The sequence below is a fragment of the Lentiprolixibacter sp. genome (assembly GCF_982873095.1).
The window spans coordinates 1-8,274 of sequence record NZ_CEYNTP010000039.1 but is presented as its reverse complement, the minus strand read 5'-3'; the positions used below and the strand labels follow the sequence as shown (position 1 = coordinate 8,274).

Below are 8,274 nucleotides of genomic sequence, written 5' to 3'. Positions count from 1 at the left end.
AGTATGAGGGAAGCAAGGAAAATTCCTATATTGAACCAAACATACTGGGTTACTGTGCGCTTCACCTTCAGTATGGATTTCATGAGTTTTCGTGAAGAATCGGTTACGGTAATCTGTTTATAATTGAGATAGAACCTGTAGATGAAGAATATAAGGACGGCATAATTGACCACCGTCAGGGCTATGGACCAGTTCCTTATGTGCCAGGTCCTTTCCAGTTCGCGGGATTCCTCACTGTAATTCAGCAGATTGATCGCTGCCCAGAAGACAAATTCTATGATACTGATGTAAAAGATCCACTTTACAATAGAGGAAGATTTCTTCCAAATCATGTTGTAGATCTCCTCATAGGATAATTTAGGCAGATGTTCTTCTTTCTTCTGCCAATCCCTTTTCAATAATTCGAGTTCGTCCATCATAGCCTTATGGATTCAGGATGGTTCGTAATTTTTTCTTTACCCGGTTCATTTTTACACGGGCATTTACTTCGGTGATCCCCAATGTTTCGGAGATCTCTGAATAGTCCTTGTCTTCCAGATACAGGAACACCAGGGCCTTATCTATATCTCCCAGTTGCCTGATGGCCTGATACATGAGTTTGAGCTGATTTTCCTCCGTTGCATCATACTCTTCGGCCTTTATCTTAAAAATAACCGAGTCAAAATCCCGGGTATTGACGCGTTTCTTGGATTTCCGATAAAGAGTAATAGCAGTGTTCAGGGCTACCCGGTACATCCAGGTACTGAATTTTGAATCCCCACGGAATTTGGGGTAGGCCTTCCACAGCTGTATCGTGATCTCCTGGAACAAATCATTGTGGGAGTCACGGTCATGGGTATACAGGCTACAGACCTTGTGAACAATATTCTGATTGTTCTCAAGTTCGGTCACAAATTTGTGCTCTAACTCTTTATTCACGTCGTGGGTTGGTAGTCCTATACTGGTTAGTAGCCCGCCTTGACCTATTGTTACAGAATTCCTGAAAAAAGGAGTTCCGGGAGAGCTGGCCTGAGGGTCTATTTCCTGTAATCCAGGGCCGGTTTCCGATCGCCCAGCAAGGGCTGGTAGATGAAATTTTCTCCCCGTTTTTTCTCGAATTCCACTTTCGCTTCCTGCACCACCTTGGGTTTGTTGAGCAGCTCAATAGCGGTGAGTGCCAGGGTCTTGGCGGCTACCATCATACCTTTTTCCCCAATTGAGGTCCCTCCGGCAGCTACGGCCTGCCAGCTGTGTGCCGGTGTGCCCGGTACCCAGGTGGCAATACGGAGTCCGGCCGTGGGTACGGTAAAACTCACATCGCCTACATCAGTGGAACCATAGGGTGTGCCCACTTCCTTGAAGGGTTCAACTCCTGCGGCGACGCTGAGGTCGGCTTGTTCAAGTCCAAGACTCGATGCGATTTTATCGGCAAATTCCTTTTCCTCATCAGAATAAGTAACCCCGCCCACGGCACTCAGGTTAGCATGCATTATGCGTTGTAAGGTAAGATTGGGCAGCAGTTCATGGGTGCCCCCAATCATTTCGTATTCCATTCGGGTGCCTGTGCCCAGGGCGGCGCCTTCGGCAGCCTTGACAATCCTATCAAAGATATCTATAACCACTTCCCGGTTTCCATGACGCGCATAGTAATAGACCTCTGCAAAATCAGGTACCACGTTGGGCGCTTTGCCCCCGTCTGTGATCACATAATGGATCCGTGCGGTCTGGGGGATATGTTCGCGCATCATATTCACCATGACGTTCATGGCCTCAACCCCATCAAGGGCTGACCTTCCTTTATGAGGAGCCCCGGCAGCATGTGCCGACACCCCATAAAACCGGAATTTTGCGGATTTGTTGGCCAATGCGGCACTGGCACTTGCCGAATTGGCTGCACCGGGATGCCAGTGGAGTGCAACGTCCACGTCATTGAACAATCCTTCCCTGACCATGTATACCTTACCAGATCCCCCTTCTTCGGCCGGGCATCCGTAAAAGCGGAGGGTACCTTGTTTGCCTGTTTTTTCTAACCATTCCTTGGCAGATATCGCGGCCGCTGCGGAAGCCGTACCGAATAAATGATGGCCGCAGGCATGACCGGCCAGTCCGCCAGCCGGACTTTTAACCGGCACTGCTTCCTGTGACAATCCCGGTAGGGCATCGTACTCGCCCAGCAGGGCAATTACGGGAGAACCGCTACCATACTCTGCAACAAATGCAGTGGGAATGCCGGCAACACCTTTCTTAATGGTAAACCCCGCTTCGGATAAGGTAGCTTGTAAGAGGGCAGTACTTTTTTCCTCAAGGTATCCCATTTCTGCATATTCCCAGATTTGGTGGGCGATCTTACCATATTGTTCACTTTGTGCTTCCAGTTTTCCAATTACCGCTTTCTGCTGTGCATGTAAAGTAATAAAGGAAAGGGCCAACAGGCATGTTGCAACGATCAAGGGTAGCTTTTTCATGGGATCTCAAATTTAGATTGCGGTAAATATAAAAATTCAAAAAGAGAAAAACTTTTCTTACGAAAAGCACGCAGGTATCCGAATCACTTCCTGGGATGGTACTGGTGAATAATTTCTGACAAATGGGTACGATCTACATGCATGTATACTTCGGTTGTGGTAATGCTTTCATGGCCAAGCATCTGTTGTATCGCCCTGAGATCAGCACCATTCTCCAACAGGTGTGTGGCAAAAGAGTGCCGAAAGGTATGGGGGCTGATGGTTTTTTTTAGCCCGATTTTCTCCGCGAGCTGCCGGGTAATGGTAAACACCATGGCTCGTGTAAGCGGTTTACCCCTTCGGTTGAGGAACAACATGTCCTCAAACCCTTTTTCGATCTTTTGTTGGGGCCTTACATCCTTGCGATAAAGGTCGATGGCGGCCCGGGTCGCCTGACTGACAGGCACAAATCTCTGTTTATTGCCTTTGCCGGTTATTCTGATAAACCCTTCCTCAAAAAAGAGGTCGGATAATCGCAGATTGATCAGTTCTGATACCCTAAGACCGCAACCGTAGAGGGTTTCCAGCATGGCCCGGTTGCGCTCTCCCTCAGGTTTGGACCGGTCAATGGCTGCTACCAGCTGATCGATCTCGTCGACTGAGAGGGTGTCCGGCAATTTTCGTCCGATCTTTGGGGATTCCAGGAGATCGGTGGGGTTATCCTCCCGATATCCTTCAAAGATCAGGTAGTTAAAGAAACTCCTGAGCCCGGATATTATACGGGCCTGTGACCTGGGACTCAGGATCCGGGCGAGTTCATAGACGAACTGCTTTATTAGTTCCGCATTCGCAGTGAGTGGTGTCGCCGGGGAAGCGGCAGACTCCAGGAAGTCTACTAATTTTTGTACATCGGCCAGGTAATTCGCAATGGAATTCTCGGCCAGGCCCCGTTCAATCCTGAGGTAATTCTGGTAATCCTGTAAGGCAGAACTCCATTTCATAAGAACAAGATAATACATAAAACCAGTATAGTTTTTATCTCTTATTAATAAGGAGTCATCACAGTGAAATACAGTATCTTAAAAAATTATCTTAATCAAGGATATTTGGTATCTTGAAATGTACGACCTGAAAAACCAAAACCTAAATACTATGAAAAAACTAATACTGACTACTTTACTATGCTTGTTGGCATTCAACTTCTATGCACAGCGAATGCCTTCTTTTGGCGTACGTGCCGGTGCCAATATTGCTAATATCACGGGTGATGACGTAGATGATCTTAGTTCCAGAACCGGAGTATATTTTGGTTTTTTAGCAGAATTTGGAATGACGGATCTGCTCGCTATTCAACCTGAATTGAACTTTTCCATGCAGGGAGCAGAATATTCGGAGGAAGGTGAAGAGGAAAAATTCAAATTGAATTATTTGAACATTCCTGTTAATTTGAAGGTGAATGTTACAGACGGACTATATTTTGAGGCTGGGCCACAATTGGGATTTTTAATGTCTGCCAATGCTGAATTTGATGACGGATTCGAAAGTGGTGAGGAAGATATAAAGGATGAGATAAAGGATATTGATTTTAGTGGAAATGTAGGCCTGGGTTATACATTGGATAACGGATTGTTCTTCAATGCCCGCTATAATTTTGGTTTATCGAATATTAATGATTTTGAGGGAGGCGAAGATCTAAAGAACCAAAACGCTGTTATCTCTTTAGGAATAGGATGGATGCTCTAGGTTCATAAGGAAAATAATAGAAGGGAAGTTGTTCAAAGCTTCCCTTTTTTTATTGGTCTTATTCGCCTTCAAATTATACAGAGAAGTAGGGCCTTACATACGAATATTACGTACTTTTATTATGAATTTAAAATCAATTGATCATGAAAAAAACAGTATTGACAGTAGTTGCTGTACTGGGATTAATTTTCGCAACTAATGCCCAGGATGGCGCCTTGACAGCAGAAGGAAATTGGCTTATTGAAGCAAATACCGGCTTTGGCGGACAGGCTGCCCATGGGGCGAATACGGGCTTTGGGCTTTCCAGCAGTGACGGCTCAACTGTCTGGTCTATGGGATTTGAAGGGGGATATTTTGTCATTGACGATCTTGCCTTAAAAGCAGGGCTCGGGTATACCGATCTCGACGGATTCACCCTCTTTTCCTATAAGTTCGGGGCTAAATATTACATCAACAGCCAAATTCCGGTACAAATGGACCTCACCGGAGCCAGCATTCAGGACGCGGCTGAAAATCCTCTGTGGGTAGGCTTACAAGGGGGGTATGCTGTCTTTTTAAATGATTACGTAAGCATTGAACCGGGCCTTCGTTACAATATCAGCCTGAACGATCAGTTCTCTGAAGATGGAATACTGGAGCTTCGCGTGGGATTTGCGATCTATTTCTAAGACGATTAACTAGCAGATAAAATAAAGGGCAGCCTGTTGGTTGCCCATTTTTATTTGTCATCATGCAAAACAGATCGCAGCACGGTAAATTTATTTGAAATGGCGCTCAAGGGCAACAAAAAAGGGTTCGGTATCGTTATGGGAAAAGTTTAATGTAAATCTGTTACGTATGAAGAAGCTGCTCCTTATCGGCCTTTTTTCTTTTTTCTGTTTCAATACCCTGCACGCGCAGGAGGGATTTCGCATCGGAATTCAGGGGGGGATCCCCTCGGGTGATTTTGATGAGGCCATAAGCCTTATGATCGGGGCAGATGTTGGCTATATGTGGGTCCTGGGGGAATATTTTGACCTGGGCTTGGCTACGGGATATGTGCATGGTTTTGGTGATACCTTTGAATTAGAATCAGTGGCAGCCGAACGTCCTGATGTACAGTTTTTACCGCTTGCAGGCGCCTTTCGTTTCTGGCCTGCCAGAAATATTTCTATAGGGGGTAACGTAGGACAGGCAATCGGACTCAATGAGGGTAACGATGGAGGCTTCTACTATCGCCCGATGTTAGGGTACCTCTTCAATCAGACCACGGAAATCAACGTTTCCTATACGGGTATTAGCCTGGAAGGGGCTACCTGGAATACCATCAGCGTAGGCCTGGTCCTTACCATCCAAACCAAACCAGACCGGCTTTAATTAACGCTGAAAGGGCCTATTTTAAGGAGTTATTGGGAACCGGCCGCAACTTCCGAGTTTTCCCTACATTTACCGTATGAAACTTATCATCATCAACGGTCCTAATCTCAATCTATTGGGAAAACGGGAACCCGAGATCTACGGGGATCGCGGATTCGAAGACTATTTTGAGGAATTAAAGGCCAGGTTTCCTGAAGCGGAACTGGAGTATTTCCAGTCCAACATAGAAGGGGAATTGATCGACAAACTGCAGCAGGTAGGATTTTCCTATGATGGGATCATCTTAAACGCAGCAGCCTACACCCATACTTCGGTGGGGCTTGGTGATGCAGTAAAGGCAATAAAAACGCCCGTGGTGGAAGTGCATATCTCCAATACCCACAAGCGCGAAGAATACCGGCATGTTTCCTACATCTCCCCAGGGGCCAAAGGCGTGATCCTGGGCTTTGGCCTGAAAAGTTATGACCTGGCTATCCGGAGCTTTCTACTTAGTAGATAAGGGTTTTAGATATTTCTGATCTGCATAGAAGGTGCCAAACGGAAGCAGCGAAGCCAGGAAGAAAACTAAAAACCGCTTTAGCCCCCATTTCTTTTCCATAGTAAAGGCCAGTGCCAGTGCAATAAAAACTATGAATAGTGCGCCGTGGGCGTAGCCGATATAAATGTTAGGCTCCGCTATACCTGCCCAGTATTTCAATGGCATGCTCAGTGCAAATAACAGTAAATAACTGGTTCCTTCCAGGATGGCGGTGAGCCGAAAGGCCTTTAACATCATAAGATTATTTTTAGAGGTGGATCACTTCATCGTAGGCAGCTGCGACCGCTTCCATAACCGCTTCGCTCATGGTAGGGTGGGGGTGGACCGCCTTCAGGATTTCATGCCCTGTGGTTTCCAGTTTCCGTCCTACCACCGCTTCGGCGATCATATCGGTTACGCCAGCACCAATCATGTGGCAACCCAGCCATTCCCCGTATTTGGCGTCAAAAATGACCTTTACAAAGCCATCTGAGTTTCCTGCAGCTTTTGCTTTACCACTGGCCGAGAAAGGGAATTTCCCCACCTTGATGTCAAATCCCTGCTCCTTGGCCTGTTTTTCCGTAAGGCCAACGGAAGCGATTTCCGGGGTGCAATAGGTACAGCCCGGGATATTACCATAGTCCAGCGGCTCCACATGCATTCCTGCTATCTTTTCAACACATAGGATCCCTTCTGCCGATGCTACGTGGGCCAGGGCCTGTCCCGGGGTGACATCACCAATGGCATAATAGCCCGGGATGTTGGTCTGATAATAGTCATTTACCATGATCTTGTCACGGTCCGTGGCGATACCCACTTCTTCCAGCCCGATGTTTTCGATATTCGTCTTGATACCCACCGCAGACAATACGATGTCTGCTTCCAGGGTTTGCTCACCTTTAGGGGTTTTAACTGTAGCCACCACCCCGTCGCCAGAGGTGTCCACAGCGGTAACCTCAGAAGAAGTCATGATCTTGATGCCGGACTTTTTAAAGGTGCGTTCCAGTTGCTTGGAAACCTCCTCATCCTCAACAGGAACTATATTGGGTAGGAATTCCACCACGGTTACCTCCGTACCCATGGAGTTATAAAAATAAGCGAACTCTATCCCAATAGCCCCACTGCCCACTACTACCATCTTTTTAGGTTGCTTGTCCAGGGTCATGGCTTCCCGGTACCCGATCACTTTCTTTCCGTCCTGCGGCAGGCTGGGCAATTCCCGGCTTCGTGCCCCGGTAGCGATAATAATGTGCGCTGCGCTGTATTCCGTTGTTTTGCCATTTTCATCAGTGACCGCTACCTTTTTTCCAGGCATGAGTTTTCCAAAACCATTGATCACCTCGATCTTGTTTTTCTTCATCAGGAACTGCACGCCTTTGCTCATTCCCTCAGCCACATTTCGACTGCGTTTTACTACGGCATTGAAATCCTTATCGGCACCTTCTACCTTGAGGCCGTAATCTTCAGCGTGTTGCAGGTATTCAAAAACCTGAGCAGATTTCAAAAGGGCCTTTGTTGGGATACACCCCCAGTTAAGACAAACGCCCCCCAGGCTTTCTTTTTCGATAATTGCAGTTTTAAAACCCAGTTGGGAAGCCCGTATGGCGGTTACATATCCACCGGGACCACTACCCAGGACAATGATATCAAAGTTGCTCATGGTTTATGCTTTAGTTGTTTTTTATGCGGTGCAAAGGTAAGAAACCTGAGGCAAAGGAAAAGGCAGATTTCGGCGGGTTTTTTAATCGTCCTCACTGGTTCCGAACATCCGGGCATTAAAGGCAGCAGAACCTCCTTTCGGGATGGAAAGGGATTGCCATAATTTTCCCCTGCTTGCCTTGCCAAGATACACGACCTGACCCGTATGATAGGCGTAATGGGCCAACTGACGATTTAGCGCTTCCAGTACGGAATGCGCCTCGTTACGGATCTTCACTTCGCTAGCCAACTGTTCTGGTTCCAGGGTATCGAGGACAAGTAATACACATGCCCATCCTGATTCCCATGCATCCAGCACTTCCGATTTGGTATGTAGGGTGGGTTCGAACTCTGATTCCCGATGGCGCCAGGACTTTTCCCCGTCTTCTGTAAGGAAATTGGTAAAGCGGCTGCGCATATTCCCGGCCATGTGCTTGACAATTATCGCAATGCTATTGTCCTCGTCACTTTTTCTAAAGTGGAAATCCGCTTCTTCCAACTGGGCAAACGTTTTGTCCCCCAGGGTTTTGTAGCGGG

11 protein-coding genes are annotated in these 8,274 nt (G+C 47.0%); 4 read left to right on the top strand and 7 right to left on the bottom strand.

What is annotated here, in order from left to right:
- From AC4E7D_RS04135 to xerD, 4 genes are all read right to left on the bottom strand, one after another.
- The coding region (locus AC4E7D_RS04135) for a DUF8845 family protein (RefSeq protein WP_490172542.1) at positions 1–419 on the bottom strand (419 nt) is incomplete at its 3' end.
- Between the two features lie 4 nt (positions 420–423).
- Entirely contained in the window at positions 424–918 is a 495-nt protein-coding gene (locus tag AC4E7D_RS04130; RefSeq protein ID WP_490172541.1) for an RNA polymerase sigma factor, read from the bottom strand.
- A 98-nt stretch (positions 919–1,016) separates the two neighbouring features.
- Positions 1,017–2,444 (bottom strand): amidohydrolase, encoded by a 1,428-nt coding sequence (locus AC4E7D_RS04125; RefSeq protein ID WP_490172540.1) that lies wholly within the window; start codon positions 2,442–2,444, stop codon positions 1,017–1,019.
- 83 nt (positions 2,445–2,527) lie between these two features.
- A complete protein-coding gene (gene xerD / locus AC4E7D_RS04120) occupies positions 2,528–3,424 on the bottom strand; it encodes a site-specific tyrosine recombinase XerD (protein WP_490172551.1) in 897 nt (298 codons plus the stop codon).
- A 151-nt stretch (positions 3,425–3,575) separates the two neighbouring features.
- Between xerD and AC4E7D_RS04115 the strand changes: the two genes are divergently transcribed.
- The 4 genes from AC4E7D_RS04115 (at position 3,576) to aroQ (ending at position 6,021) form a co-directional block, all read left to right on the top strand.
- Entirely contained in the window at positions 3,576–4,166 is a 591-nt protein-coding gene (locus AC4E7D_RS04115) for a porin family protein (protein ID WP_490172539.1), read from the top strand.
- A 143-nt stretch (positions 4,167–4,309) separates the two neighbouring features.
- A complete protein-coding gene (locus AC4E7D_RS04110) occupies positions 4,310–4,834 on the top strand; it encodes a hypothetical protein (protein WP_490172538.1) in 525 nt (174 codons plus the stop codon).
- A 169-nt stretch (positions 4,835–5,003) separates the two neighbouring features.
- Entirely contained in the window at positions 5,004–5,522 is a 519-nt protein-coding gene (locus tag AC4E7D_RS04105; protein ID WP_490172537.1) for a hypothetical protein, read from the top strand.
- A gap of 76 nt (positions 5,523–5,598) precedes the next feature.
- Positions 5,599–6,021: a type II 3-dehydroquinate dehydratase gene (aroQ, locus tag AC4E7D_RS04100; RefSeq protein WP_490172536.1), complete on the top strand. Its 423-nt coding sequence runs from the start codon at positions 5,599–5,601 to the stop codon at positions 6,019–6,021.
- Here the strand turns inward: aroQ and AC4E7D_RS04095 are convergent.
- From AC4E7D_RS04095 to AC4E7D_RS04085, 3 genes are all read right to left on the bottom strand, one after another.
- The gene (locus tag AC4E7D_RS04095; RefSeq protein WP_490172535.1) at positions 6,007–6,297 is read right to left on the bottom strand and encodes a DUF3817 domain-containing protein; all 291 of its coding nucleotides are present in this window, start codon (positions 6,295–6,297) and stop codon (positions 6,007–6,009) included. The genes aroQ and AC4E7D_RS04095 overlap by 15 nt on opposite strands.
- 10 nt (positions 6,298–6,307) lie before the next feature.
- The gene (gene lpdA / locus AC4E7D_RS04090) at positions 6,308–7,699 is read right to left on the bottom strand and encodes a dihydrolipoyl dehydrogenase (protein WP_490172534.1); all 1,392 of its coding nucleotides are present in this window, start codon (positions 7,697–7,699) and stop codon (positions 6,308–6,310) included.
- 81 nt (positions 7,700–7,780) lie between these two features.
- The coding region (locus AC4E7D_RS04085) for a DUF1572 family protein (RefSeq protein ID WP_490172533.1) at positions 7,781–8,274 on the bottom strand (494 nt) is incomplete at its 5' end.

Coding starts and splice junctions, on each gene's coding strand:
- AC4E7D_RS04125 (WP_490172540.1), bottom strand. CDS start 2,444: ATGAAAAAGCTACCCTTGATCGTTGCAACATGCCTGTTGGCCCTTTCC.
- xerD (WP_490172551.1), bottom strand. CDS start 3,424: ATGAAATGGAGTTCTGCCTTACAGGATTACCAGAATTACCTCAGGATT.
- AC4E7D_RS04115 (WP_490172539.1), top strand. CDS start 3,576: ATGAAAAAACTAATACTGACTACTTTACTATGCTTGTTGGCATTCAAC.
- AC4E7D_RS04110 (WP_490172538.1), top strand. CDS start 4,310: ATGAAAAAAACAGTATTGACAGTAGTTGCTGTACTGGGATTAATTTTC.
- AC4E7D_RS04105 (WP_490172537.1), top strand. CDS start 5,004: ATGAAGAAGCTGCTCCTTATCGGCCTTTTTTCTTTTTTCTGTTTCAAT.
- aroQ (WP_490172536.1), top strand. CDS start 5,599: ATGAAACTTATCATCATCAACGGTCCTAATCTCAATCTATTGGGAAAA.
- AC4E7D_RS04095 (WP_490172535.1), bottom strand. CDS start 6,297: ATGATGTTAAAGGCCTTTCGGCTCACCGCCATCCTGGAAGGAACCAGT.
- lpdA (WP_490172534.1), bottom strand. CDS start 7,699: ATGAGCAACTTTGATATCATTGTCCTGGGTAGTGGTCCCGGTGGATAT.